Below are 24,385 nucleotides of genomic sequence, written 5' to 3' on the forward strand. Positions count from 1 at the left end.
CCCGCCGCCGCGGATCAGCCCGTGGCGCCGTCCCAGCCCAGGTAGGGGTCCCAGCCGCCGCGCTCGTCCAGCGCGACTCCGCCGAGCCGAACTTCCGGCGCGCCCTCGCGCACCGTGCCCAGGGCGGTGAACCCCGGCGGCAGCGCAGTGCCGGGCGGGAAGCAGGCGAGCATCGCGTGGTCCTCGCCGCCGCCGAGAACGAGCGCGCGGGCGAGTGCCGCGTCGATCCCCTCCACGGCCGTCAGCGGGCCGGCGTGGGCGTCGACGGCGTCAGGATCGAGATCGAGCACGACCCCGCTCGCCCGGGCCATCCGCCGCGCGTCGAGGACGACGCCGTCGGAGACGTCCATCATCGCCGTGGCGACGCCGCCCGCCGCGATGCCGGCCGCGATCGGCGGTGTCGGCCGCAGCTGCGCGTCGAGCACCTCCGGATGCTCGGAGCGGAGCGCCTGGGCGAGGGCCGCGTCGGGCTCGCCGCCCGTCCGGGCACGCTCGAAGAGCAGCCGGAGGCCGAGCCCGGAGACGCCGAGCGGCCCGGCGGTCGCGATCACGTCGCCCGGGCGCGCGCCGCTCCTCAGCACCGGCGGCCGGCCGTCGAGCGAGCCGAAAGCCGTGATCGCCAGGGTCAGCGTCGCGGAGGCGGACAGGTCGCCGCCGACCACGCCGCAGCCGGGAGCCATCGCCGCGCAGCCCGCTGCGAGACCGTCCGCGATCCCCTCGAGCACGTCGACGCCGAGCCGCTGCGGCGCCGCGATGGCGACCACCAGCGCGGTCGGGCGCGCGCCCATCGCGGCGACGTCGGAGAGGTTCGACGCGGCGGCCTTCCAGCCGAGATCGAACGGCGTGGACCAGGCGAGCCGGAAGTCCGGGCCGTGCACCATCATGTCGGTGGTGACCACGAAGCGGCCGTCCGGCGCCCGCAGCACGGCGGAGTCGTCGCCCGGCCCGACCAGCGTCTCGGCACCGCCGCCGAGCCTCGGCAGGATCCGCGCGAGGACCTCGCCTTCGCTGAGCTCGGCCAGGGTGGGGCTCGGATCCGGTGCCATGGTTCACACGCTAGCGTTGCCGTCGATGTCCTCCCGCCTCCTCCGCACCTCCCTGGTCGCCGCCTCCGCCGTCCTGCTCCTGAGCGGCTGCTCGGCCGCCGTGGCGCTGCAGCCGGCCGACGACGCGACGAACGAGGGCTGCGCCGAGGTCTCGGTGCGCCTGCCCGACGTCGTCGCCGAGCTGCCCGAGCGCGAGACGAACGCGCAGGGCACGGCGGCCTGGGGCACCCCCGCCGCCGTCATCCTGCACTGCGGTGTCACTCCCCCCGGCCCCACCACCGAGCTCTGCGTCTCGGTCAGCGGCGTCGACTGGATCATCGACGAGTCGCAGGCCGCCGACGACGTCTACACGCTGACCACCTACGGCCGCGATCCGGCGGTCGAGATCACCGTCGACCAGAGCCGCGCCTCCGGCACCTCGGCCGTCGTCGACCTCGCGAACGCCGTCTCCTACCTGCCGCAGGAGCGCGCCTGCACGAACGTCTCCGACACGGACACCCTCGACCCGCCGAGCACGCCCGCGGGCTGATCTCGGACGTCCGATCTGCAGGTTCCATGCCACGGAGAAGGCTTTCCGCGGGACAGGCTCCCGTCGACGTCCGCGGATCGCCTGCATATCGAACGCGAGCGCCCCGTCAGTCCGGCCCGCGGAGGGCCGCGGCCGCGACCTGCAGCGCCCGCTCCGGCGTCGCTCCGAGCGCCCGGGCCCGCGCCGCGTACGCGCCGGCCGCCAACTGCAGCTCGTGCTCGACCGAGTCGACGCCACCGGACACGACCGTCCCGGCGCGCCCCCGCGTCTCCACGATCCCCGCGGCCTCGAGCTCCTTGTACGCCCGCGCGACGGTCCCCGGAGCGACGCCCAGCTCCTCGGCGAGGGTCCGCACCGCAGGAAGCCGCGTGCCGACCAGGAGCGACCCCGCGGCGACCTGCGCGGTGATCCCCTCGCGGATCTGCTCGAACGGCGCCCGCGGGCCCGGCTCGAGCCGGAGCCCGAGGCCCGCCGCGGTCATCGGACCGCGGCCGGGACGCGCTCGAGCGCCAGGTCGAGCAGCTCGCTGATCAGGTCGGGGTAGTCGACGCCGCTCGCGCCCCACATCCGCGGGAACATCGAGATCGGCGTGAAGCCGGGCATCGTGTTGATCTCGTTGATGACGAACCCGTCGGCCGTGAGGAAGAAGTCGACCCGCGCGAGGCCCTCGGCCCCGATCGCGGTGAAGGCGCTGACCGCGAGGGCCCGCATCTCGGCGAGCTCGTCCTCGGTGAGCTCGGCCGGGCAGACCAGCTCCACGCCCTTCATGCCGAGGTACTTCGCCTCGAAGTCGTAGAAGCCGCCGCCACTGACGACGACCTCGCCGGCCACGGACGCCCGCGGGGACTCCCCCCGGCGCGCGCCGAGCACGCCGATCTCGACCTCCCGGCCGACGATCGCGGACTCGATCAGCACCCGGGAGTCGTGGGAGAACGCCTCCTCGAGCGCGGCGTCGAGCTGCGAGCGCTCGTCGACCCGGCTCACGCCCACGCTCGATCCGGCACGGGCCGGCTTGACGAAGGCGGGCAGGCCGAGCTCGTCGAGGGCCGACGCGGCGTCGCTCGGGTCCTCACGCCACTCCGCCTCGGTCACGGTGTACCAGGGGGCGACCGCGATGCCCGCGGCGCGGAAGACGGTCTTGGTGAAGTGCTTGTCCATCCCGAGCGCCGAGGCGAGCACGCCCGACCCGACGTAGGGCAGACCGACCAGCTCGAGCATCCCCTGGACCGTGCCGTCCTCGCCCCACGGGCCGTGCAGGATCGGCAGGACGACGTCCACGTCGCCCAGCGAGCGGACGGAGCCGTCGGCCGCGGTGACGGTCAGCTCGCGGGAGAGCGCCGACTCCGGCCAGCGCACGCGCGTCCCGTTGTCCTCGACCCGCGGCAGGGCGCTCGCGTCGAGCGCGAACTTCTCCGGCCGGTCCTCCTCGAGCACGAACGCGCCGTCAGCGGTGATCCCGACCGGGATCACGTCGAAGCGGTCACGATCGATCGCCCGCAGCACCCCCGCCGCCGTTGCGCAGCTGATCGAGTGCTCGCTTGAACGCCCCCCGAACAGAACGGCCACTGCGAGCTTGCTGGTCATCGAGGTTCCTCTCACCCTGGGGCTCGTCCGAATCCGTGGTCAGGTGCGGCGCGATGTCCTTCGGATCGAGCGTACCGGCGAGCACCTGCGACACCTGCTCGACGATGGGCATGTCGACTCCGCGGGCCCGGGCGAGCTCGAGGATCGGCGCGACCGAGGAGAGCCCCTCCGCCGTCTGCTGCATCGACTTCACGACGTCGCCGAAGCTGTAGCCCTGGCCGAGCAGGCGCCCGGCCGTGTTGTTGCGGGAGAGCGACGAGCTCGACGTCGCGATGAGATCGCCGAGGCCGGCCAGCCCGGACATCGTCTCGGGCCGCCCGCCGTAGGCGACGGCGAAGTCGGTCATCTCTGCGAGGCCGCGGGTGATGATCGACGCCTTGGTGTTCTCGCCGTAGCCGACGCCGTCGACGATGCCGATCGCGACGGCGATCAGGTTCTTCAGCACGCCGCCGAACTCGGTCCCGATCACGTCGGTGTTGACGTAGGAGCGGAAGTAGCGGTTGGTCGCGGCGAGCGCGACCTCCTGCGCGGTGACGAGGCTCTCCGAGGCGATGACCGCCGCGGTCGGCTGCTCCTTCGCGATCTCGAGCGCGAGGTTCGGCCCGGAGGCGACCGCGATCCGGCTCGGATCGATCGGCAGCACCTGCGAGATCACCTCGCTCATCCGCTGGCCGGTGCCCTTCTCGACGCCCTTCATCAGGCTGACGAGGACGGTCCGCTCGGTGAGGAACGGCGTGATCGCCTCGAGGTTCCCGCGCAGGGTCTGCGACGGGATGGAGAGGTAGACGTGGTCGGCCCCCTCGAGCGCCTCCTCGATCCGCGGGGTCGCCCGGATGTTGCGCGGCAGGTTGATGCCGGGGAGGTAGTCGCTGTTGCGCTTGGCCTCGGTGATCTCGCGGGCGAGCTCGGCCCGCCGCGCCCACATCACGACGTCGGAGCCGCCGTCGGCGAGGATCTTGGCGAAGGTGGTCCCCCAGCTGCCGGCGCCGAGGACGGCGACACGGCGCGGCACGGGGATCGGCGCCTTCTCGGCCCTACTGCCCCTGCTCAAAGCGTCCCGTGCCCTTCTGATTGTGCTCGGCCGGGTTCCAGCGCTTCTCCGGTGCCGTCTCGCCTCGCAGCTCCTCGAGCAGGCGGGTGATCGCGGCCATCACGACGGTCGACGCCTCGTTGAGGGTCGCGGAGTCGAGGCTGCGCCCGCGGAACGCCGACAGGTCGACGGGATCGCCGACCAGGACGTCGACGCGCTTGCGGCGGAAGAGGGTGATCTTCTTGGAGTAGCGGCCCATGACCTGCTGGGTGCCCCAGTGCGCGACGGGCACGACGGGCAGTCCGTACTGCAGCGCCATCCGCACCGCGCCGGTCTTGCCGCGCATCGGCCAGAGCTCGGGGTCGCGGGTGAGCGTGCCCTCCGGGTAGATCAGGACGGAGCCGCCCCGGTCGACCAGCTCCTTCGCCGCCTTCAGCGGCTCGCTGCCGCGCACGGAGCCGGCCCGCTCGACCGGGATCTGCCCCGAGGCGCGCAGGATCGCTCCGGCGACGGGGATCTTGAACAGCGACGCCTTCGCCAGGAAGCGCGGCGCGCGCCCGGCCCGCCACAGCACCCAGCCCGTGATGAACGGGTCGATCTCGCTGTAGTGGTTCGGCGCGAACACGAACGCGCCCTTGCGCGGGATCTTGTCGATGTCGCGGACCCGGAGGTCCACGGAGGCGGTGAGCGTCGGGATCACCAACGCCGCGAGGAGCCAGAAGATGGACGGGCGGCTTCGTTCAGACACCCGCCCATCCTCGCATCCCGGCTCCGCCGCCCCCGCCGCCCACGCCAACGGGCGGCGCGGTGCACGCGCCGACGCTGGTCGAGCAGCCCCGCAGGGGCGTGTCGAGACCCGGCGGAAGCGACTCCGGCTCGCGGGATCTGACTCGGCTCGCGGGATCCGGCCGATCCGACAAGCCGGAGACGGTTCCGCGAGCCGGAGGTGAGCCGACCAGCAGCGACGAGACGTCGGGCACGTATAAACGGCTCCGGCTCGCAGGATCGGGGGGATTCTGCGAGCTGGAGCCGGTGTCACGTGCCGGAGGTGCTCCGGCGCCGCAGGCTACGCGTCGAGCGAGAAGTCGGCGCCGAGCAGCTCGAGCTTGGTGAGGAAGTTCTCGTAGCCGCGGCTGATGATGCCGACGTTCGAGACCGAGGAGGTGCCCTCGGCCGAGAGCGCCGCGATCAGGTGCGAGAAGCCGCCGCGCAGGTCGGGCACGACGATGTCGGCGCCGTGCAGCTTCGACGGGCCGGAGATGACCGCGGAGTGCATGAAGTTGCGCTGACCGAAGCGACAGGCCTGGCCGCCGAGGCACTCACGGTGGATCTGGATGGTCGCGCCCATCTCGACCAGCGCGTCGACGAAGCCGAAGCGCTGCTCGTAGACGGTCTCGTGCACGATCGACACGCCCTTGGCCTTGGTCAGCGCCACGACGAGCGGCTGCTGCCAGTCGGTCATGAAGCCGGGGTGCACGTCGGTCTCGATGATGACCGGCTTGAGCTCGCCGCCGGGGTGGTAGAAGCGGATGCCGTCCTCGGCGATCTCGAACGCGCCGCCGACCTTGCGGAAGACGTTGAGGAAGGTCGTCATCTCCTGCTGGCGAGCGCCGCCGACGAAGATGTCGCCGTCGGTCGCGAGGGCCGCGGCGGCCCAGGAGGCGGCCTCGTTGCGGTCGAAGAGCGCGCGGTGGGTGTAGCCCTCCAGGCGGTCGACGCCCTCGATGCGGATCACGCGGTCGGTGTCGACCGAGATGATCGCGCCCATCTTCTGCAGGATGTTGATGAGATCCATGATCTCGGGCTCGATCGCCGCACCCGACAGCTCGGTGATGCCCGACGCGCGGACCGCGGTGAGCAGCACCTGCTCGGTCGCGCCGACGCTCGGGTAGGGCAGCGACACCTTGGCGCCGTGCAGGCCCTCGGGCGCCGACATCCGGATGCCGGAGGGCAGCTTCTCGACGATGGCGCCGAAGTTGCGGAGCACCTCGAGGTGGTAGTCGATCGGGCGGTCGCCGATGCGGCAGCCGCCGAGGTCGGGGATGAACGCCTCGCCGAGGCGGTGCAGCAGCGGTCCGCAGAAGAGGATCGGGATGCGGCTCGAGCCCGCGTGGGCGTCGATGTCGGCGAAGTGCGCGGACTCGACGTTGGAGGGGTCGAGGATCAGCTCGCCCACCTCCGGGCCCTGCTTCACCTTGACGCCGTGCACCTCGAGGAGGCCCTTGACGACGCGGACGTCGCTGATGTCGGGGACGTCGCGCAGGGTGGACGCGGTCTCACCGAGGAGCGCGGCGACCATCGCCTTGGTGACGAGGTTCTTCGCGCCCTTGAGCTCGATCCGGCCCTTCAGCGGCCGCCCGCCGTGGATGGTGATCCGCTCGGTGGTCATCCCCACACGGGCTCCCGCCGCCTTCGCATCCTGTGCTCCCGCCGCCTTGGCGTCCTGAAGAAGTGTGTTCACGCTATTTCACCGGCAATGTCTTGGGCCGCCAGCTCGCGCGACGGGTCTCGAATTCGGAAATGAGCGCTTCGTCGCGCAGGGTCAGGCCGATGTCGTCCAGCCCTTCGATCAGGCGCCAACGAGTGTAGTCGTCGACCTCGAAAGGGAAGGTCTCGCCACCGGCGGTGACCGTACGACCAACCAGATCGACGGTCGCTTCTATTCCCGGCGTCGCATCGATCAGCTCCCAGAGCCGGTCGATGTCGCTCTCCGCCAGGGCCGCCGCGAGCAGCCCCTGCTTGCCGGAGTTGCCGCGGAAGATGTCGCCGAAGCGGGACGACAGCACGACGCGGAAGCCGAAGTCGCGCAGCGCCCAGACGGCGTGCTCGCGGCTGGAGCCGGTGCCGAAGTCGGGGCCCGCGACGAGGATCTGCGCGCCCTGGAAGGCCGGCTGGTTGAGCACGAACTCCGGGTCCTGGCGCCAGCCGTGGAAGAGCGCGTCCTCGAAGCCGGTCTTGGTGACCCGCTTGAGGAAGACGGCGGGGATGATCTGGTCGGTGTCGACGTTGCTGCGCTTCAGCGGCGCGGCGATGCCGGTGACGGTCTCGAACTTCTCCATGATCAGGCCTCCACCAGCTCGCGGACGGGCTCCAGGTCCGACGGACTGGAGAGAGTGCCGCGGACGGCGGTCGCGGCGGCGACCAGTGGCGACACCAGGTGGGTGCGGCCGCCCTTGCCCTGCCGGCCCTCGAAGTTGCGGTTCGAGGTGGAGGCGCATCGCTCCCCCGGGGCGAGCTGGTCCGGGTTCATGCCGAGGCACATCGAGCAGCCGGCGAAGCGCCACTCGGCGCCGAACGCGGTGATCACCTTGTCCAGGCCCTCGGCCTCGGCCTCGATCCGCACGCGGGCGGAGCCGGGGACGACCATCACCCGGACGCCGGGCGCCTTGGTGCGGCCGGCGATGATCGACGCGAAGGCGCGGAGGTCCTCGATGCGGGAGTTGGTGCAGGAGCCCATGAAGACCGCGTCGACCGGGATCTCCTTCATCGGGGTGCCGGCCTCGAGGTCCATGTACTCCAGCGCGCGGCGGGCGTTGGAGCGCTCGTTCGGGTCGGCGATCGCGTCGGGGTCGGGCACGGCCTGGGAGAGCGAGACGCCCTGGCCGGGGTTGGTGCCCCAGGTGACGAACGGCTCGAGCGCGTCCGCGTCGAGGACGACCTCGGCGTCGAAGACGGCGCCCTCGTCGCTCGGCAGCGTCCGCCAGTAGGCGACCGCGTCGTCCCAGTCCTGGCCCTCGGGGGCGTGCGGGCGGCCCTGGAGATAGGCGAAGGTCGTCTCGTCCGGCGCGACCATGCCGGCGCGGGCGCCCGCCTCGATCGACATGTTGCAGATCGTCATCCGGCCCTCCATCGAGAGCGCGCGGATCGCCGAGCCGCGGTACTCGAGCACGTAGCCCTGACCGCCGCCGGTGCCGATCTTCGCGATCACGGCGAGGATGATGTCCTTCGCCGTGACGCCCTCGCGCAGCTCGCCCTCGACGGTGATCGCCATGGTCTTGAAGGGCTTGAGCGGCAGGGTCTGCGTGGCCATCACGTGCTCGACCTCGCTGGTGCCGATGCCGAACGCCATCGCGCCGAACGCGCCGTGGGTCGAGGTGTGCGAGTCGCCACAGACGACCGTGATGCCGGGCATGGTCAGTCCGAGCTGCGGGCCGACGACGTGCACGATGCCCTGCTCGATGTCGCCGAGGGAGTGCAGGCGGACGCCGAACTCGGCGGCGTTGCGACGCAGGGTCTCGATCTGGGTGCGGCTGGTGAGGTCGGCGATCGGCTTGTCGATGCCGACGGTCGGGGTGTTGTGGTCCTCGGTCGCGATCGTCAGATCGGGGCGGCGGACGGGTCGGCCGGCCTGGCGGAGGCCGTCGAAGGCCTGCGGGCTGGTCACCTCGTGCACCAGGTGCAGGTCGATGTAGATCAGGTCGGGCGTGCCGTCCTCGCCCTTGGCGACGAGGTGGTCGTCCCAGACCTTCTCGGCCAGGGTGCGCGGGCGCTCGGCGGCCGGGGTCTCGGCGGCCGAGGGCGCGGCGGTGTCGGGGGAACTGTCGTTCATGACGGGTTTCTCTTCCTCAGGAATGTGGTCAGCCCGCGAGAGACACCGCGACGAGGGAGGCCTGTCAGATCGAGGTCTCGTCGCGGCGGAGAAGGAGGAGCCGGCCGAACAGCATTGACCGAGGATAGCACCGCGCCGACGAGCGGCAGGGAGGCACGGCCCGAGCGGATCGGGAGGGCGGCAGCGGCCGTCAGGGCGCGACGAGCATCGCGATGAGCACCGCGGGGACCACCAGCAGAGCGGCCGCGCCGACCACCACGCCGCCGACGACGAAGACCGCGGCGACCGCGGCGCCGACCATCCCGACGAAACCGGAGCGCCGCTTCACCGGCACGGCCTCGTGCTCGAACCAGTCGCCGTCGAGCGGATCGGGCGACTCCTGCTCGAACCGCTCGGCCTCGTCGATCCGGGCCGGCAGCTCTGCGAGCATCATCGCGGCGTGCGGCGACTCGGCCGCGAGCTCGAGCGGACGCACCAGGGCCCGCTCCGCGAACTCGAACGGGTCCTCGTCGGTGCGCACCAGGGCGCGCTCGAACGCCCGGCGCTCCTCGGGAGCGGCGCAGTTCTCGATCAGGTAGCCCCAGCGGCCGGCCTCGATGAGGTCGCCGGACCTCCGGTAGAGCTCGGACAGGAGGACGCGGGGGTCGATCCAGACGGGGTCGGCCTCGACGCAGCGCTCGAGCAGCGAGACGGCCCCTCGGACGTCGCCCTCCGCGAAGCGCGTCTTCGCGCGATCGAGAGCCTCGACGGTGTCCATCCCTCCAGTATGCCCATCGACAGCCCGGCTCTGCAGTTCGGAGCCGGAGTCGCTGCCACCTGTTCGAGGGGCGTGGCCCGTGGGGTCAGGCCTCGGCGTCCGGTCGGGGGGCGAGCACGGCCTCCACGACGACGACCGTCACGTTGTCCCGCCCGCCGGCGTCGACCGCGGCGCGCACGAGCTCCTCGGCGAGATCGCCGCCGTGCAGGTCCCCCGCGTCGCGGCGGGCGAAGAGCTCGGCGATCCGGGCGTCGGAGAGCTCCTTGGTGAGGCCGTCGGAGCAGAGCAGGTAGGTCGCCCGGGGCACGATCGGCAGGGTCCAGACGTCCGTCTCTACCTCGTCGTCGGCGCCGAGCGCCCGGGTGACGATGTTGCGGTCGGGGTGCGACTCCGCCGCCTCCCGGCTGAGCAGTCCGGCCGAGACCAGCTCCTGCACCGCCGAGTGGTCGACGGTCAGCTGCTGGATCCCCGCGCCGTCCCAGCGGTAGACCCGGGAGTCGCCGACGTTGAACAGGCCCCAGGAGGCGGGTCCGCCGTCGTCGGGCCGGACGAGGGTGAGACCGGTGAGCGTCGTCCCGCAGAGGGCGCTGCCGACGTCGAGGTCGCGGACCGCGGCATTGGCCGTCTCGACGACGGCGAAGACGTCCGAGACCGGGCCGATCGCCTCGGCCGCGCTCGCCCGCAGGCTCTCGACGGCGGTCGAGCTGGCCAGGTCGCCGCGGGCGTGCCCGCCCATGCCGTCGGCGACGGCGACCAGCGTCGGCGAGACCAGGAGGGCGTCCTCGTTCACCCGCCGGACGGCGCCGACATCGGTGCTGCTCGACACCGTCAGGTGCAGGACGCCCTGGGGCAGATCGATGCTGGTCGTGCTCGTCGTCGCAGTCACGGGACCGGGCTCACTTCTTCTCGGCGCGGTCCTGCCCGTCGGCGTCGGCGACGACCTCCGGGTGGCCGTCGTGCAGCTCGATGTGGGAGTGCTCGCGGCGCATCTTGACCAGGCTCGCGACCGTGGCGACGGTCATGCTGACGACGATGACGGCGAGCGAGGTGATCGTGTCGATGTCCCAGACCGGCAGCGGCTCGCCGCCGTTGAGGAACGGGAGGTCGTTCTCGTGCAGGGCGTGCAGCACGAGCTTCACGCCGATGAAGGCGAGGATGAACGCGATGCCGTACTTGAGGTACTCGAGCTTGTCGATCAGGCCGCCGAGCAGGAAGTAGAGCTGGCGCAGGCCCATCAGGGCGAAGATGTTCGCGGTGAAGACGATGAACGGGCTCTCGGTGATGCCGAAGATCGCCGGGATCGAGTCGAGCGCGAAGAGCAGGTCGGTCGAGCCGATCGCGAGGAACACGATCAGCATCGGCGTGAAGTACTTCTTCCCGTCCTTCACGGTGCGGATCTTCGACCCGTCGAACTCGTCCGAGATCTTCACGCGCTTGCGCAGCAGACGGATGAGGAGGTTGTCGGTGCCCTCGTTCTCGTCCTCCTTGCCGAACGCCTGGTTCCAGGCGGTGTAGACGAGGAAGGCGCCGAAGAGGTAGAAGATCCAGCTGAAGCTCTCGATCAGCTGCGCGCCCAGCAGGATGAACACCCCGCGGAAGATCAGCGCGATGATGATGCCCACCATCAGCACTTCCTGCTGGTACTTCGGCGGCACCGCGAAGCGGCCCATGATGATCACGAAGACGAACAGGTTGTCGATCGACAGGCTGTACTCGGTCAGCCAGCCCGCGACGAACTGGCCGGCGACCTCTCCCCCGCCCAGCAGCAGCATCACCAGGGCGAAGATCAGCGCGAGCGTGACGTAGAAGCCGACCCAGAGGCCGGACTCCTTGAGGCTCGGCACGTGCGGGCGCTTGTAGACCAGCAGCAGGTCCGCGGCCAGGATCAGGCTCAGGACGACGAACGAGCCGGTCACGAACCAGACGGGCAGCTCTTGCATGGGGACCTTCCGGGGGTCAGTGGATTCCGACGGTCTCTCCCCGGGGAGCGGGCCGTTAAACGAGAAGAACCCCCGGCCATGACCGGGGGTTCTTCTCGTGTTGCCGTGGTGACCCCAGCGGGATTTGAACCCGCGTTACCGCCGTGAGAGGGCGACGTCCTAGGCCGCTAAACGATGGGGCCGCGTTTTTGCAACTCGAAGAGTGTTGCACACGGATCCGCACCGGTGCAAATCGAGCGGGCGGACGGCGCGCTCCCCGGGACCGTCTTGCACCGCGGTCGCCCCCGCGAGAGGCTCGGAGCATGCGACTGACCAAGCTCGAGCACGCCACCGTCCTCGTCGAGGAGGCGGGCTCGCGGCTCGTCCTCGACCCCGGCTCCTTCACGCGGCCCCTTGAGGGCTCGGCCGACACCGTCGCGGTCGTGATCACCCATGAGCACGCCGATCACTGGACGGCGGAGCAGCTGGAGCGGCTGCGCACCGCGAACCCGGCGCTGCGGATCCTCGGGCCGGCCGGTGTCGCCGCGGCGGCCGAGGGCTTCGACGTCGAGACGATCGCCGAGGGCGACGTGGTCGAGGTCGGGCCGTTCGAGCTGCGCTTCTTCGGCTCCCGGCACGCGGTGATCCACTCCTCCATCCCGGTGATCGACAACGTCGGTGTGCTGGTGAACGGCCGGTTCTACTACGCGGGCGACTCCTTCACCGTCCCCGCCGGCGTCGACGTCGAGGTGCTGGCCGCCCCCAGCGGCGCACCCTGGATGAAGATCGCGGAGTCGATCGACTACGTCCTCGAGCTCGCACCGCGGCACGCCTTCGCAACGCACGAGCGCGTGCTGTCCGAGGCGGGCCAGAAGCTCGGCCACGACCGCCTCGGCTGGGCGACCCGCGAGGGCGGCGGCGAGTACCACGCCCTCGAGCCGGGCGACGTGCTCGAGCTCTAACCGGCCGTCGGAGTGCGCGCCGTCGTCAGAGGACGCGGGCGTCGAGGACCTCGGCCTGATCGAGGTCGGTCCCCGCGGGCAGCACCCCGATCTGGACGAGTGCGCCCTCCGGAACGGTGCCGTCGGGCGTGACGATCGAGGCGCCGTCGATGTTGGACTTCGACGCGTACAGCGAGACGTCGTCGAGCACCTCGGCCCGGTAGACGCCGTCGACCCAGACCACGACCCGCCTCCCGGAGTTCACCAGCGCGCGACTCATCGTCACCGCGACCCGGTCACCGGTCCGCTGGACGCTGTCGACGCCGGTGAGCGTCGACTGGAAGAGCAGGTCGGCCGCAGCGACGTCCACGCCCGAGGCCAGCTCGCCGACCTGGACGAGGTCGCCGTCCTTCACGGGCGTGGTGGGCACGATCTTCGTGCCGCCCGGGACGTCGTACTTCCACGCGTACCAGCCCCTGCCCTCGTTGTAGTCACCCGCGTAGCGGCCGTTCACCCAGACGACGACCCGCTTCCCGGAGCGGACCAGCCCCTCGCTCATCGTCGCCTCCACGTACCCGCGGACGACCGAGACCTCGGTGATGCCCGCCGCCGCGTCCGAGGCCGCCTCCCGGGGGGATCGGTCGCGCCCCTGCAGCTGCTTCAGCTTCTCCACTGCCGGTCGCACATCGGTGTACCCCATCATCGGCACCCGCTCACCGGGGAGGGTCGTCCCGTAGAACACCCCGACGAGGTTCCCGTTCACGATCAGCGGCCCGCCCGAGTCGCCGGTCTCGCCGATCTGCTCGGTGCTGCCGGTCGTCGCTGTCGAGTGGAAGCCGATGAGACCGTTCGGCATCCGTCCCACCCTCCTGATCCAGACCTTCTCGGTCCTCTGCGTGGGGAACATGTCCGGACCCAGCCCGTAGAGGTGGCCGACCGAGCCGACCCGGTAGCCGCCCGGCACCAGTCGCGGGTAGTGCGGCAGCGCGTGCGGGCGGGAGAGGTGGAGGAGCTTCATGTCCGCGGGGGCGAGCGAGATCGACTCCGCCACCGGAACCACTTCCGTCACCTCGTCCTCCGTCGGCGACGGGGCGTAGCGGTAGTAGACGTGACTCACGGGGCAGTGGTCCACGGTGAGCACCCAGTCGGCGGCGATCGCCGTGCCGGTGCAGGTGTTGGTCTGGATTCCCACGATCTTGTCGTAGACCTGCACCACCCAGGGCTCGTTCGACTTCGTCCCCGATGTCAGCGCCGCCGCGGGCGCCGTCGTGAGCGCACCGATGCCCAGCAGGGTCGTCAGCACGACCAGCGCAGCCGCCGTCCTCCGCAGGAGGCGAGTCCTCATCGCCGTCACCTCTTCCTCAGCGCGGGGCTCACCCGGGGCCGGGCTCCCTCTCCGCCCGAGAACGATCGACGAATCACCGGGAACGCGTCAAAGATCTGGCGCCGAAGCGACCGGACGGCGGGATCAGGACCGATCGACGACGTGCTCGAGGTCGGCGCCGAACTCGAACGTGCGGTCGACCACGGCGCCGGAGTTCAGCACCGCGGGGAGCCAGAAGCGCGCGTCGTCCCACATCAGGCCGTACGGGACCTCGTCGAGTGGGACGAAGGCTGCGGCGAGCTCGCCCGAGGCGACCACCTCGCCCGACCAGCGGCGGCAGACGAAGACGTGCGAGCGCTGGCTCCACGCGGGGCGGTGCGGGAAGAAGTAGTCGAGGGAGCCGCGGGGCTCGAGGTCGCGAGGATCTGCGCGCAGGCCGACCTCCTCCGCCAGCTCGCGGACGGCCGCGTCGGCGGGCGACTCCCCCGGCTCGAGCTTGCCGCCGGGAGCGACGACCCGGCCCTCGCCGAGACCGCGGAGCTTCCGCCCGAGCAGCACCTCGGTCCCGCGGGGCGACTCGCGGAGGACGTAGACCACGCAGACCTCGGGCAGCGGATCGGTCGGCGGCCGCACGCCCATGCCGCACCTCCGCTCGCCGGGTCCGGGGGGTCGGGACCGCCGTCGTAGGCTAGCCCGGTGACGACGACCGCGCTCGAGCGCTTCCAGGCCCTGCTGCGGGTCGACACGGTGTCGCACTCCGACGAGTCCGACACCGACTGGAGCCGGTTCCGCGTCTTCCAGGAGCTGCTCGAGCAGTTCTACCCCGCCCTGCACGCCGCCCTCGAACGCGAGACCGTGGCCGGTCACTCCCTGGTCTGGCGCTGGCGCGGCACCGAGGACGGCGAGCCGTCGGTCCTGATGGCGCACTACGACGTGGTCAGCGTCACCCCCGACGACTGGTCGATCGCGCCGTTCGCGGCCGATACGGTCCTCCGCCCGGACGGCCGCACCGCGGTCGTGGGGCGCGGCGCGCTCGACGACAAGGGCTCCCTCGTCGCCCTGCTTGAGGCCGTCGAGGCGGCCGTCCTGCGGGGAGAGCGTCCTCGCCGCGACGTCTACCTGGTCTCCACGCACAACGAGGAGACGGCGGGGGACGGCGCACCGTCGATCGTCGCGCTGCTCGGGGCGCGCGGCGTGCGCCCCCGCTTCGTGCTCGACGAGGGCGGCAACGTCCGCCGCGGCATCGTGCCCGGAGTGACCACGCCGATCGCCGTCATCGGCGTCACCGAGCGCGGCATCATGAACCTCGAGCTGACCTGCCGCGACGCGGGCGGGCACGCCTCCGCCCCGCCGCCCCTGCCCGGCATGCTCGCCACGCAGCGGCTCGCGCGGGCGATCCACCGCCTCACCGAGAACCCGTTCCCCTCGACCCTTCCGGAGCCGATCGCCGAGCTGGTGCGCGCCGCCGCGCCCCGAGCCGACGCCGCGCACGCGGTCTGGTACGCGAAGCCGCACGAGCACCCGGACGCCGTCGTCGCGGCCCTGGCCGCGCACTCCAACCGCTCCGCCGCGATGCTGCGGACGACCGTGGCGATCACGCAGCTGCGCGGCAGCACCGGGGCGAACGTCCTCGCGTCGACCGCCAGCGCGGTCGCCAACGTGCGGATCAACCCGGGCGGCACCGTCGCCGGCGTCGTCGAGCGGATCCGCGCGGTGATCGACGACCCCGAGGTCGAGATCGAGGTGCGCGTCGCGCACGAGCCCTCCCCCGTCTCCCCCACCGGCGAGCCCGGCGACGGCGGCCCGTACGACGTGCTCCGCCGCGTGGTGCAGGAGGTCTTCCCCGAGGCGATCGTCGCGCCCTACGTGCAGACCGGCGGCAGCGACGCCCGCCACTTCCACGCGATCAGCGACGGTGTCTACCGCTTCATCCCGTTCGAGATCAGCCCGCAGCAGCAGCTCGGCATCCACGGCGCCGACGAGTCGGTCGAGGTCGACCAGTTCGAGCGCGCGATCGCCTTCTACGCGCGGCTCCTGCTCGAGCTCTGACGACTCCCTCTGCGACGCCGATGCGGGGCGTGGGCGATCGGTGTGCGTCGAGTGCGCACCCGGTGAGCGGTTCCTGAGGGCGGAGCCACTGTCCGCCGCCGAATCTGGGAAAACCGTTCGATGACGCGCCGGGCCTCGTTGGCCCGCCGTTCACCCCGCGATGATGGACTGAGCCTCGCGGGAGCAGTTCCCAGCCCGCGGACCAGCAGTACAGCACCATGCGACATCCCGTACCGACGCCGACTCGATCGAGCCGGCCCCACCGATCGTGGAACCCGAGGATCATGACTGTCCGCCAGGCCGAGTACCCCCGGCCGAACCACTTCATCCTTCACCTCAGCGACACCCACTTCATCGCAGGAGACGGCGGGCTGTACGGCTCCGACGTCGACAGCGAGGCCCAGCTCCGCCGCCTGTTCGACGAGCTGGAGGCCTCGGGCGGTCGCCCGGAGGCCGTGGTCATCACCGGCGATCTGGCGGACAAGGGCGAGCCCGAGGCGTACGCCAAGCTCCGCGCCGTCGTCGAGCCGGCCGCCGCCCGCCTCGGTGCCGAGGTGATCTGGGTGATGGGCAACCACGACGACCGCGGTGCCTTCCGCTCCGGGCTGCTCGACCAGCTGCCCACCACGCAGCCGATCGACCGGGTGCACGACGTGAACGGGTTGCGCATCATCGCGCTGGACTCGACCGTCCCGGGCGCGCACTACGGCGAGATCTCGGACGCCCAGCTCGACTGGCTCGCGGAGGAGCTCTCCAGCCCCGCACCGCACGGCACGATCCTGGCGCTGCACCACCCGCCGGTCCCGAGCGTCCTCGACCTCTCGGTGCTCGTCGAGCTCCGCGACCAGCCCGCGCTCGCGGAGGTGCTCGAGGGCTCGGACGTCCGCAGCATCATCGCCGGCCACCTGCACTACTCCTCGACGGCGACGTTCGCCGGCATCCCCGTCTCCGTCGCGTCGGCCACCTGCTACACGCAGGACCTCAACGTGCCGGTCGGCGGCACCCGCGCCCGCAACTCGGCGCAGGCCTTCAATCTCATCCACGTCTACGACGGCACGGTGCTGCACTCGGTGGTGCCGATCGGCGCCTCGACCGAGGTGTCCTACGTCTCGGCGAACGAGACCGAGCGGATCCTCGCCTCGCACGGCGTCGAGATCGCGCCGGCCACGGCCGCACCGCTCGAGCAGGTCGAGGCGCTCTACCCGCCCGTCGCGGAGCCCGTCAGCGTCAGCGCCTAGGGGACTGCGTCCGGTCTGCAGGCGATCCGCGCCGAGAGACGATCCCGTCCGCGGGACCGAGGCTCCGGAGCCGCGGATCGCCTGCAGAACGGACGTCAGCGCTTGGGACGACTGCGGTCGAGGGCGAACAGGTGCCCGGCGAAGGCGAGGGCCGCGCCGAGCGCGATCCCGACGCCGATGCCCGCGCCGACCCCGATGCCCGGGAAGACGAGTGCGCTGGCGAGCCCGAGCAGCAGCCCGAGGACCCCTCCGCCGATCGCCCAGGCCATGCTCAGTCCACCCGCTCCCAGGGCGCCGGGATCGGGTAGTACTCCTCGAGGAAGTCGATCACGGCGCGGGTGCGCGCCTCCGCCGAGATCTCGGGGAAGCTGCCGTCGTTGAGGCAGAAGAAGTCGACGCCGCGGTTCTTCAGCAGCTTCTTCATGTCCTTCAGGCCCTGGTGCATCGTCGTGTCGACGTACTTGACCGAGGCGTTCTCCTGCACCACCGCGCGGCCGGTCATCAGCGCGTAGTAGTGGTACAGCGAGTTGGTGACGGAGACGTCGCTCGCCGAGCGGAAGCGGCTCGCGGCGGTCGCGGTGAACTCCGGCTCGAACTCGGTCTCGAGCTCGGCCATCACGCTCTTGCGGAGCGGCGTGGCGGCGTGCTCGAGATGGCGGGTCGTCATCGCGCCGAAGCGCTCGCGGAGCAGCCGGCGGTTCACCCGGGCGGCGTTCTCGAAGCCGCTCCGGGAGGCGTTGGAGTCGCCCATCCCGATGCGGGTGGTCGCCTCGATGAACTTGGTGATCCCGCCGGGCGAGAAGAAGATCGACGGGTCGACGGGGCGGCCGAAGAACATGTCGTCGTTGGAGTAGAGGAAGTGCTCCGCGAGGCCCGGGATGCGGTGCAGCTGGCTCTCGACCGCGTGCGAGTTGTGCGTGGGCAGCACCGAGAGGTCGCGGAAGTGGTCCTCGCTGCGGACCAGGGTGACGTCGGGGTGCTCGTCGAGCCAGCGCGGGCGCGGCGAGTCGGTGACGATGTAGATGTGCCGGACCCACGGCGCGTACATGTAGACGCTGCGGAGGGCGTACTTGAGCTCGTCGATCTGACGGAAGCGCGCGGGGGCGTCGTCGCCCTCACCCACGACGTAGCTGGCCATCCGGGCGGCGCGGGCGCGCTGGAACTCCAGGTCCGTCCCGTCGACCCAGGAGAAGACGATGTCGACGTCGAAGCGGATGTCGCTGACGAGCGGCTCGAACATGCCCTCGAAGGTTGGCCAGGTGCGGCCGTAGGCCTCGACGTGCGCGTCGATCGCCTCGGCGACCGGGAGGCTGCTGCGCATCAGCGCGTTCTCGGCGGGAGTGGTGATCTCCTCCTCGCCGACCTTCCAGAACTCCAGGCGGACGCCGCTGCGGGCGCCGTAGCGGAGCGAGCCGCTCGAGGAGACGCGGGGGCGGAAGAGCGAGAAGACCGCGGCGCGCGGGTAGGGGGCGATCGCGCCCTCGGCCAGGAGCAGCGGCGGGGTGCCGCGCTTGTCGAGCGTCTTCACGTAGAACGGCTCGGTCGCGAAGGCGCGCGCGAGCAGCGTGGCCAGCTCGGCGCCGAGCGAGCGGTCGATCGCGAGGAAGGGCGCGCCCTTCGTGCCGCGGATGAGGCGGTAGGGGAACTCCGCCTCGTCGAGCACCTCGCCGAGCGCGATCAGGTCCTCGGTCCAGGCCGCCTGCGGGGTCGTACTCGAGTTGACCAGCGAGAACAGACCGGCATGGACGACCACGTCGTCACGGTCGAAATGGCGCGGACGCAGGAGGGCTGACGGCAGAGGACGGACGGAAGGCATGATTCACATTATCCGCCGCCCGTTTCGTGCGGATGACCGTCCTGCTCAGCTTGACAGGGAGTGCAGCCGCTCCAGGGCCGCGTCCCCGGCTCGCGCGGCCTCGTGAGCCCGGCTCTCCTCGCGGGCGGAGGCGACGCCGAGGGCGAACGCCGGCTCGCCGCGGCGGGCCGCCACGAGTGCGTGCGCGCGGAGCACGTCGCGGGCGGCGAGGGCGTCGCGCTCCTCCCCCAGCGCGTCGGCGACGGCCTTCGCCGCCTTCGCGATCTGTCGCTGCTTCGCGCCGACGGCGTCCGGAACGACTGCGCTCCAGGCCTCGACGACGTAGCGCAGGCGCTTCGCGGCCTTGCGCAGCTCGTGCCGGGCCTCGACGTCGTCTCCACCCGTGCGGGCCGCATCGACGCGCGAGACCTCCTTCGCGAGGGAGCGGCGGACGAGCTTCTTCGCGCTCGCGCCGGCCTTCGCCGTCCGCGGCGGGTCGGCCAGCAGGGCGTCGAGCGCGGCGAGCAGGGCGAGGTAGCGGGCGCCGCGCAGGGTCTTGGCGACCCGCTGCAGGGCGATCGCGTGCCGGCGCTCGATCGCGTCGAAGAGGGTGGTGCCGGCGACGGCCTTCGCGGGCAGTCCCTCCCCCGCCTCGTCGACGGCGGTGCGGAGCCGGGCCGCGAGGACCTCCTCGTCGCGGGCGGCGCCGAGGACGCCGGCGAGCCAGCGCAGCTCGTCGCGCAGCGGATCGAGGGCCTCGCGCTCCAGCACCGAGCGGGAGGCGGCGAGGACGCTGCGCAGGCGGCGGGTGTGCAGGCGCATCCGGTGCAGCGCGTCGTCGGCCTCGAGGCGCACCCGCGGATCGACGGCGCGCAGGCCGGTGAGGAGCTCGCGGATCGCGGCGAGCGCCGCCTCCCCGCCGTCCTGGGGTGCGGGGTGCGCGTCCTCGATCGGACCGCCGGTGGCCCGGGCCAGCTTCGAGGCGTTCTCGGCGGGGCGGGCGCCGGCGGCGAGCAGTCGCTCCTCGATCGCGTCGAGCACCGCCTCGCCCTCGGGGCCGTGGACGTCGACGAGCTCGACCTCCCACTCCCGCCAGCGCCGCTCGACGCCCGAGCGCTGGTCGTGCGCGATGACCAGGTCGTCCGCGATCTCGGCGAGGCGGCGGCCGGCGGCGTCGGCGACGCGGATGATCGAGCGGACGGTCTCGAGGGTGGCGAGCGGCTCGAGCCGCGAGCGGCCGACGTGGCCGAGCACCGGCTCCCGGACCTCGGCCGGCACGGTGCGGGAGGCTGTCAGCGCGGCGTGGATCTCGGTGCGGCCGGCCGAACCGGGGAGCTTGACGTGCCAGCCCTCGTCCTCGCCGCCCTCGCGACGGCGGAGGGTGATCCGGCCGCGGGACAGGGCGCGGCCGGCGGTGTCGAAGTACTGGGCCCGGAGGCGGACGGGCTCCTCGGCGAGCGCCGTGGCGACGGTGCCTGCGCCGATCAGGTCCGGCAGGGCGGTGTCCGCGTCGACGTCGTACTTCCGCTCCACCTCGGTCTGCACGCGCCGCGGCGCCTCCGCCTTCGTCCGGTCCGCACGCTGAGCCATGGTCCATTGTGCGCACGCGGACGGCGCTCCCGGCGGCAGGCCCGCGGCGGGGCGCGAGGTCGGCCTAGGCTGGAGCGATGACCGCGCCCGTCCCTCCCGTCGCCCGCCGTGTCCCGCTCGAACGCCGTCACCACGGCGATCTGGTGGTCGATCAGTACGAGTGGCTGCGGCAGAAGGAGGAGCCCGAGGTGATCGCGCACCTCGAGGCCGAGAACGCCTACACCGACGCGCTCCTCGCTCCCCTCGCCCCGCTCCGCGAGCGGCTCTTCGACGAGATCCGCTCGCGCACGAAGGAGACCGATCTCTCGGTCCCCGTCCGCGAGGGCGCCTGGTGGTACTTCTCCCGCTCCTACGAGGGCCGCCAGTACGGCGTGCACTGCCGCGCGCCGATCTCCGGCCCGGACGACTGGACCCCGCCCTCCATCGCCGAGGGCGGACCGCTCGAGGGCGAGCAGGTCGTGCTCGACGGCAACATCGAGGCCGAGGGCCACGACTTCTTCTCGCTCGGCAGCTTCGACGTGTCCAGCGACGGGCGCTTCCTGCTCTTCGGCACCGACGTCGAGGGCGACGAGCGCTACACCCTGCGCATCCGCGACCTCAGCACCGGCGAGGACCTCCCGGACATCGTCGAGGGCACCGGCGGCGGCGCGACCTTCGGCGCCGACGCCCGCTTCGTCTTCTACCCCACGGTCGACGAGTCCTGGCGGCCGGACACGATCTGGCGGCACACCGTCGGCACCGAGTCGACCGCCGACGAGGTCGTCTTCTCCGAGCCCGACGAGCGCTACTGGATCGGCGTGGGGCTCACCCGCAGCCGCCGCTTCCTCGTCATCGAGATCGGCAGCAAGATCACCAGCGAGTGCCTGCTGCTCGACGCGGAGGACCCGGCCGGCGAGTTCCGCTCGGTCTGGCCGCGCCGCGAGGGCGTCGAGTACGAGGTCGACCACGCCGTCGTCGACGGCCGCGACCGCCTGCTGATCGTGCACAACGACGGCGCGCTCGACTTCGAGATCGTCGAGGAGCCGGCCGACCTCGCGCTCTCCCCCGAGGAGCGGGCGGCCGAGCGCCGCGTCCTCGTCCCGCACACCCCGGGCCGGCGGATCGAGGGCGTCGACGCCTTCGCGCGGCACGTCGTCGTCTCCTACCGCGAGGCGGGGGCGACCCGCCTCGGCCTCCTGATCGACGGCGACGGCGGCGCGCGCCTGGACGAGATCGTCTTCGACGAGCCGCTGTACGACGCGGGCCTCGCCGGCAACCCGGAGTGGGAGCAGCCCGCGCTGCGGCTCGCCTACACCTCGTTCGTCACCCCCTCCACGGTGCTCACCCTCGACGTGGCGACCGGCGAGCGGACCGTGCTCAAGCAGCAGCCGGTGCTCGGCGACTACGACCCCGCCCGCTACGAGCAGCGCCGCGAGTGGGCGACCGCCGGGGACGGCACGCGCATCCCGCTGTCGCTGGTCTGGCGGAAGGATGCGGCGGCGCCCGACGAGGCCCCCGCGCCGCTCCTGCTCTACGGCTACGGCTCCTACGAGGCGAGCATCGACCCGGGCTTCTCGATCGCCCGGCTCTCGCTGCTCGACCGCGGCGTGGTCTTCGCCATCGCGCACGTCCGCGGCGGCGGCGAGATGGGCCGCTCCTGGTACGAGGAGGGCAAGACCCTCGCCAAGCGCACCACCTTCACCGACTTCGTCGACTCCGCGCGTCACCTCGTCGAGGCGGGCTTCACCACGCCCGAGCGCCTCGTCGCGCAGGGCGGCTCGGCCGGCGGCCTGCTGATGGGCGCGGTCGCGAACCTCGCCCCGGAGGCCTTCGCCGGGATCCTGGCGCAGGTGCCGTTCGTGGACGCGCTGACCTCGATCCTCGACCCGTCGCTGCCGCTGACCGTGATCGAGTGGGACGAGTGGGGCGACCCGCTGCACGACCCCGAGGTCTACGCCTACATGAAGTCGTACTCGCCCTACGAGAACGTGCGGGAGGGCGTGCAGTACCCGCGGATCCTCGCGACAACGAGCCTCAACGACACCCGCGTGCTCTATGTGGAGCCGGCCAAGTGGGTCGCACGGCTGCGCGAGGTCGGCGCGCCGGCACTGCTGAAGATCGAGATGACGGCCGGGCACGGCGGCGTGAGCGGGCGCTACGAGCGCTGGCGCGAGGTGGCGTTCGAGTACGCCTGGATCCTGGACGTGCTCAGGCTGGCGGAGGAGACCCGCGACTCCTGAGCCGGGGATCCGGATCGGGTGGGCGCGCCGCAAGCCCCACCGGAGCGTCGATCGCGCCGCGTAAGGTTCGGGGTGCCGACCGAGGGGAAGTGCAGAGATGAGCGCAGGACTGTCGATCGACCGGGCCGCGGCCTGGGTCGCCGATCAGCGGTGGTACGCGAGTAAGGGGCGCCGCCCCGAGCTGGAGATCCGGGGCGAGTGGCGCCTGGAGCGCGCCGACGGCGACGTCGTCGTGCACCTCGTCATCGACCGGGCCGGCTCGAGCCCGGTGCTCTACCAGGTGCCGGTGACGGTGCGCTCGGCGCCCGTCGCGGGCCTCGAGGACGCGCTGATCGAGAGCGACGGCACCCGCTTCGTCTACGACGGGCCCCGCGACCCGCTGTTCGCGCGGGCGCTCTTCGAGCTCATCGCCGACGGCGGCTCCTCCGACGCGCAGGGTGCTCTGGGCGGCGCCCGCGCCGAGGGACACCGCCAGCCCGGTGCCGTGATCGGCGCATTCGCGTCGTCGCGGATCCTCAGCGGCGAGCAGTCGAACACCTCGATCATCGTGCAGACCACCGCGGAGGACGGCTCGGCCGGCACCCCCGTGATCGTCAAGGTCTTCCGCGCGCTGCACCACGGCGAGAACCCGGACGTCACCGTGCAGTCGGCGCTGAACGCGGCGGGCAGCACGCTCGTCCCGCCGGTGATCGGCAACGTCACCGGCGAGTGGGACGACCGCGGCGAGCCGACCGGCCGCGCCTTCGGTCACCTCGCCTTCGCGCAGGAGTTCCTGCCGGGCGTCGAGGACGCCTGGCGCGTCGCGCTCGAAGCCGTCGCCGGCGACACCGACTTCACCGGGCCGGCGCGTGAGCTGGGCCTGGCGACCGCGCAGGTGCACTACACCCTCGCCGAGGTGATGCCGACCGAGGACGCGACGCCCGAGGTCGTGCAGCGGATGATCGCGACCATGCGCCGCCGGCTGCGGATCGCCTCCTCCGAGGTGCCCGTCATCGCCGAGGACGCCGACGCGATCGACGCGGTCTTCCAGGCGGCCGAGCAGGCCCCGTGGCCGCGGCTGCAACGCATCCACGGCGACTACCACCTCGGCCAGGTTCTGGCCGTGCCCGGCCGCGGCTGGGTCCTGCTGGACTTCGAGGGCGAGCCGCTGCGGCCGATGCACGAGCGGCTGCTGCCGGACATCGCACTGCGCGACGTGGCCGGGATGCTCCGCTCCTTCGACTACGCGGCGGGCGCGCACGAGCAGGCGTCCCCGGGCGACTCCCGGGCCACCTGGGCGCTGGCCAGCCGCCGCGCCTTCCTCGAGGGCTACACCGAGGAGGCGGGCGACGCGGTCACCGCGCACCGCGCCGTCCTGGACGCCTTCGAGCTCGACAAGGCCATCTACGAGGCGATCTACGAGGCGCGCAACCGCCCGGAGTGGCTGTCGATCCCGGTGACCGCGGTGCAGCGGCTCGTCGGACGCTCGTAGGGTGCAGGTATGACCGCACGCGACGAGACCAGCGACGCCCCCGACTCCGCCAGCCACGAGGACGGGCCGCTCGACCCCCTGAGCGACTTCAGCATCCCCGGCGACACCGACCTGCACGTGGACGGCGACGCCTCCGGCGCCGACGGCCGGAAGGTCGCCGAGCCCTCCGAGGACGACTCGGCCGAGTAGCTCCGCAAGGGGCGTATCGGGGCCCGCCCTCACCCCATGCTGGTCGAGTAGCCCCGCAGGGGCGTATCGAGCGGCGAAGCCGCTTCGCGTCTCGGTGGTGAGGGAAAACTGCTTGTGGCTGGGCGGGTGTGGTTCGAAGATGGTGGTGTCGTGGT

23 protein-coding genes and 1 tRNA gene are annotated in these 24,385 nt (G+C 72.1%); 7 read left to right on the top strand and 17 right to left on the bottom strand.

From position 1 onward, the window contains the following. Positions 1–14: 14 nt before the first annotated feature. Positions 15–1,046 (bottom strand): thiamine-phosphate kinase, encoded by a 1,032-nt coding sequence (gene thiL / locus EDF43_RS20755; RefSeq protein WP_132438358.1) that lies wholly within the window; start codon positions 1,044–1,046, stop codon positions 15–17. A 25-nt stretch (positions 1,047–1,071) separates the two neighbouring features. Between thiL and EDF43_RS20760 the strand changes: the two genes are divergently transcribed. Next, positions 1,072–1,575: a DUF3515 domain-containing protein gene (locus tag EDF43_RS20760; RefSeq protein ID WP_132438359.1), complete on the top strand. Its 504-nt coding sequence runs from the start codon at positions 1,072–1,074 to the stop codon at positions 1,573–1,575. Positions 1,576–1,681: 106 nt separating this feature from the next. Here the strand turns inward: EDF43_RS20760 and EDF43_RS20765 are convergent, their stop codons facing one another. The 11 genes from EDF43_RS20765 to EDF43_RS20815 form a co-directional block, all read right to left on the bottom strand. Next, the gene (locus EDF43_RS20765; RefSeq protein ID WP_123735409.1) at positions 1,682–2,056 is read right to left on the bottom strand and encodes a GntR family transcriptional regulator; all 375 of its coding nucleotides are present in this window, start codon (positions 2,054–2,056) and stop codon (positions 1,682–1,684) included. Beyond that, a complete protein-coding gene (locus EDF43_RS20770; RefSeq protein WP_132438360.1) occupies positions 2,053–3,159 on the bottom strand; it encodes a D-alanine--D-alanine ligase family protein in 1,107 nt (368 codons plus the stop codon). Before EDF43_RS20770 ends, EDF43_RS20765 begins: the two co-directional genes overlap by 4 nt. Beyond that, on the bottom strand, positions 3,056–4,171 hold the full coding sequence (locus EDF43_RS20775; protein ID WP_173286025.1) for an NAD(P)H-dependent glycerol-3-phosphate dehydrogenase: 1,116 nt from the start codon (positions 4,169–4,171) through the stop codon (positions 3,056–3,058). The genes EDF43_RS20770 and EDF43_RS20775 overlap by 104 nt, the downstream gene beginning before the upstream one ends. 22 nt (positions 4,172–4,193) lie before the next feature. Then, a complete protein-coding gene (locus EDF43_RS20780; RefSeq protein WP_243586551.1) occupies positions 4,194–4,937 on the bottom strand; it encodes a lysophospholipid acyltransferase family protein in 744 nt (247 codons plus the stop codon). Positions 4,938–5,255: 318 nt separating this feature from the next. Beyond that, positions 5,256–6,578 (bottom strand): UDP-N-acetylglucosamine 1-carboxyvinyltransferase, encoded by a 1,323-nt coding sequence (gene murA / locus EDF43_RS20785; protein ID WP_164874434.1) that lies wholly within the window; start codon positions 6,576–6,578, stop codon positions 5,256–5,258. A gap of 73 nt (positions 6,579–6,651) precedes the next feature. Then, positions 6,652–7,248 (bottom strand): 3-isopropylmalate dehydratase small subunit, encoded by a 597-nt coding sequence (leuD, locus tag EDF43_RS20790; protein WP_123445564.1) that lies wholly within the window; start codon positions 7,246–7,248, stop codon positions 6,652–6,654. A gap of 2 nt (positions 7,249–7,250) precedes the next feature. After that, entirely contained in the window at positions 7,251–8,738 is a 1,488-nt protein-coding gene (gene leuC / locus EDF43_RS20795) for a 3-isopropylmalate dehydratase large subunit (protein WP_123735406.1), read from the bottom strand. Between the two features lie 190 nt (positions 8,739–8,928). Continuing rightward, complete coding sequence (locus EDF43_RS20800) at positions 8,929–9,495, bottom strand: DUF6584 family protein (protein ID WP_123735405.1); 567 nt, start codon at positions 9,493–9,495, stop codon at positions 8,929–8,931. An 85-nt stretch (positions 9,496–9,580) separates the two neighbouring features. Further along, positions 9,581–10,381 carry a protein phosphatase 2C domain-containing protein gene (locus EDF43_RS20805; protein WP_243646391.1) on the bottom strand — a complete coding sequence of 267 codons (801 nt, stop codon included), beginning with the start codon at positions 10,379–10,381 and terminating at the stop codon, positions 9,581–9,583. A gap of 10 nt (positions 10,382–10,391) precedes the next feature. Next, positions 10,392–11,435, bottom strand: a complete 1,044-nt coding sequence (locus tag EDF43_RS20810; protein ID WP_132438361.1) for a TerC family protein — start codon at positions 11,433–11,435, stop codon at positions 10,392–10,394. 106 nt (positions 11,436–11,541) lie between these two features. After that, positions 11,542–11,617 (bottom strand) — tRNA-Glu (locus EDF43_RS20815). A gap of 120 nt (positions 11,618–11,737) precedes the next feature. Between EDF43_RS20815 and EDF43_RS20820 the strand changes: the two genes are divergently transcribed. Next, positions 11,738–12,376, top strand: coding sequence for an MBL fold metallo-hydrolase (locus EDF43_RS20820; protein WP_132438362.1), 639 nt, complete (start codon positions 11,738–11,740; stop codon positions 12,374–12,376). A gap of 25 nt (positions 12,377–12,401) precedes the next feature. Here the strand turns inward: EDF43_RS20820 and EDF43_RS20825 are convergent, their stop codons facing one another. Beyond that, positions 12,402–13,700: a trypsin-like serine protease gene (locus tag EDF43_RS20825; protein ID WP_132438363.1), complete on the bottom strand. Its 1,299-nt coding sequence runs from the start codon at positions 13,698–13,700 to the stop codon at positions 12,402–12,404. Positions 13,701–13,823: 123 nt separating this feature from the next. Beyond that, a complete protein-coding gene (locus EDF43_RS20830; RefSeq protein WP_132438364.1) occupies positions 13,824–14,318 on the bottom strand; it encodes an NUDIX domain-containing protein in 495 nt (164 codons plus the stop codon). 57 nt (positions 14,319–14,375) lie between these two features. Between EDF43_RS20830 and EDF43_RS20835 the strand changes: the two genes are divergently transcribed. Next, entirely contained in the window at positions 14,376–15,728 is a 1,353-nt protein-coding gene (locus tag EDF43_RS20835) for a M20/M25/M40 family metallo-hydrolase (RefSeq protein ID WP_132438365.1), read from the top strand. Positions 15,729–16,012: 284 nt separating this feature from the next. After that, a complete protein-coding gene (locus tag EDF43_RS20840) occupies positions 16,013–16,966 on the top strand; it encodes a phosphodiesterase (RefSeq protein WP_132438366.1) in 954 nt (317 codons plus the stop codon). A gap of 95 nt (positions 16,967–17,061) precedes the next feature. On the opposite strand, the gene EDF43_RS22050 is transcribed toward EDF43_RS20840, so the two are convergent. From EDF43_RS22050 to EDF43_RS20850, 3 genes are all read right to left on the bottom strand, one after another. Then, positions 17,062–17,235 (bottom strand): hypothetical protein, encoded by a 174-nt coding sequence (locus tag EDF43_RS22050; RefSeq protein WP_165909224.1) that lies wholly within the window; start codon positions 17,233–17,235, stop codon positions 17,062–17,064. Positions 17,236–17,237: 2 nt separating this feature from the next. Then, entirely contained in the window at positions 17,238–18,719 is a 1,482-nt protein-coding gene (locus tag EDF43_RS20845) for a stealth family protein (protein ID WP_243646392.1), read from the bottom strand. Between the two features lie 108 nt (positions 18,720–18,827). Next, positions 18,828–20,351, bottom strand: a complete 1,524-nt coding sequence (locus EDF43_RS20850) for a CYTH and CHAD domain-containing protein (RefSeq protein WP_132438367.1) — start codon at positions 20,349–20,351, stop codon at positions 18,828–18,830. Positions 20,352–20,428: 77 nt separating this feature from the next. Here EDF43_RS20850 and EDF43_RS20855 point away from each other — a divergent pair, with 77 nt between their 5' ends. The 3 genes from EDF43_RS20855 to EDF43_RS20865 all read left to right on the top strand — a co-directional run bounded on the left by EDF43_RS20855 (position 20,429) and on the right by EDF43_RS20865 (position 24,230). Then, complete coding sequence (locus EDF43_RS20855; protein ID WP_132438368.1) at positions 20,429–22,570, top strand: S9 family peptidase; 2,142 nt, start codon at positions 20,429–20,431, stop codon at positions 22,568–22,570. A gap of 97 nt (positions 22,571–22,667) precedes the next feature. Further along, on the top strand, positions 22,668–24,041 hold the full coding sequence (locus EDF43_RS20860) for a phosphotransferase (RefSeq protein ID WP_132438369.1): 1,374 nt from the start codon (positions 22,668–22,670) through the stop codon (positions 24,039–24,041). Between the two features lie 9 nt (positions 24,042–24,050). Then, positions 24,051–24,230 (top strand): hypothetical protein, encoded by a 180-nt coding sequence (locus EDF43_RS20865; RefSeq protein ID WP_123702986.1) that lies wholly within the window; start codon positions 24,051–24,053, stop codon positions 24,228–24,230. Positions 24,231–24,385: the final 155 nt, after the last annotated feature.

The sequence above is a fragment of the Rathayibacter sp. PhB179 genome, from assembly GCF_004345345.1.
Classification (GTDB): domain Bacteria; phylum Actinomycetota; class Actinomycetes; order Actinomycetales; family Microbacteriaceae; genus Rathayibacter; species Rathayibacter festucae.